A 1,445-nucleotide genomic window follows, 5' to 3' on the forward strand; every position below is an offset into this window, starting at 1 on the left:
TTCTTTGGGTTATTATAACCTCTTAGAAGCTGTCCAATTTTATTATGCCACTACACACAATTGCGCGGTAGGCTAAGGGGTTTAGGGAGACGCAAGGACACATTTCCTATCTAGTGATCCTGAGCCTTTACCAAATGGGATACAGGTAGTAGAGGCGGAGACGTTTTCTACATCGACTTGCTCGTAGAGCATTTTGCTCGGGGTCATCGCCGCTAGCATACAGTCATTCATTGCATTTTTGCCATCAGCGGCAGTGATACTGCTATTATCAAAACAAGAGCCATTGTCATCTTTTGGTTCGTGATAAGCTGGCAGTGCTGAGGTAGCACGGATATCGAACTTAAAGCGCTTACTAGTTCTGTCTTCCACTTCTTTACCGATGACCATCTGTGAAAAAGCTTCAGCATTGGGATCGGGCGGAGTGGTGGTGACGCTCATCTGAGTGACAATGGTTTGTCTGTTACTGGTATAGCCATCAGCACTTTTATAATTGCAAATGCCCTTATCCAGACCACTCCAGTAGCCGCCACTAGGATCTCTAATCGTAGCATTGGCCGTTAAGTATTTTTGGGTGCGCGGATTGAAGCAATAAATAAACTCGTTGTTAGTGTTTTTATCATCCAATAAAAAATGCCCAAATACCCCAGCCGAGCTGGTCACGTCTTTATACTGCTCCGATGCTGGATCACCATTAATCATGTTTTCTAGCTTTTGATTTCCGCTATCTGATGACTGCAATAAGATAGTATTAATTTGGTCACTGGTCGCCACTTTGAGATCGGTATTACTTTGTCTAACCGCAATTGCCCCTGCGAGCATAATGAGCACCAAAAACAATAACACCACTATCAGCGTTGCGCCTTGCTCTGATTCGCGGTACACCACAGCGCTACGGATATCTATGATGGTTAGGCCTGATAAATGACGGCTGCTTGGCATGGTCAGTCTCCCTACTGGGGTTTTAAGCTGGTATCTATGTTAACGACACGAGCATTACGCAATAAAGTGGTGGTCTCGTAGGTATTACGTACTTGGTTTTTACGGGTAGTGTCTGTTTCTAGAGTATTATCTTGACCCAATAACAAAAACTTAGTTTGATCCTCACTACCCACTATAGGCGTACTACCATGGGCGATAAGCCCCATCTTAATAGCGGTGATGGCAGGCTTGTCATCAGTTATTTTCATATAAGCACTGCTAGGCAAGTACATCATTTTCCCAGCATTGGCACCCTTGGTAAAATGCATCCCTAATAGCACTTTAAATTGGTCAACATTGGCAATGAACTCTTGTCCTATTCCACCAAAATCAGTGAGTTCAGTAACGCCACCGACTAAGTTGACGCGCCCAGCATCACAGGCAAGTACCAGATTTTTTATATCGCCTGAACTAGGGCGTGTCATCAATTAAGCCAAACGACACAAGAAACTAAGTGAATGGCACTA

At 44.2% G+C, this 1,445-nt stretch carries 2 protein-coding genes; both read right to left on the reverse strand.

The genetic code is table 11. The annotated features are described in order from the left end of the window. Positions 1-81: 81 nt before the first annotated feature. Positions 82-939: a pilus assembly protein PilX gene (locus EI162_RS14120; protein WP_192524931.1), complete on the reverse strand. Its 858-nt coding sequence runs from the start codon at positions 937-939 to the stop codon at positions 82-84. 11 nt (positions 940-950) lie between these two features. Continuing rightward, the gene (locus EI162_RS14125; protein ID WP_192524932.1) at positions 951-1,403 is read right to left on the reverse strand and encodes a PilW family protein; all 453 of its coding nucleotides are present in this window, start codon (positions 1,401-1,403) and stop codon (positions 951-953) included. Positions 1,404-1,445: the final 42 nt, after the last annotated feature.

This window comes from Psychrobacter sp. FME6, from assembly GCF_014861365.1.
Taxonomy (GTDB): Bacteria; Pseudomonadota; Gammaproteobacteria; order Pseudomonadales; family Moraxellaceae; genus Psychrobacter.

Bases quoted from the DNA above. Each gene is read 5' to 3' on its own strand.
- EI162_RS14120 (WP_192524931.1), bottom strand. From the start codon at position 939: ATGCCAAGCAGCCGTCATTTATCAGGCCTAACCATCATAGATATCCGT.
- EI162_RS14125 (WP_192524932.1), bottom strand. From the start codon at position 1,403: ATGACACGCCCTAGTTCAGGCGATATAAAAAATCTGGTACTTGCCTGT.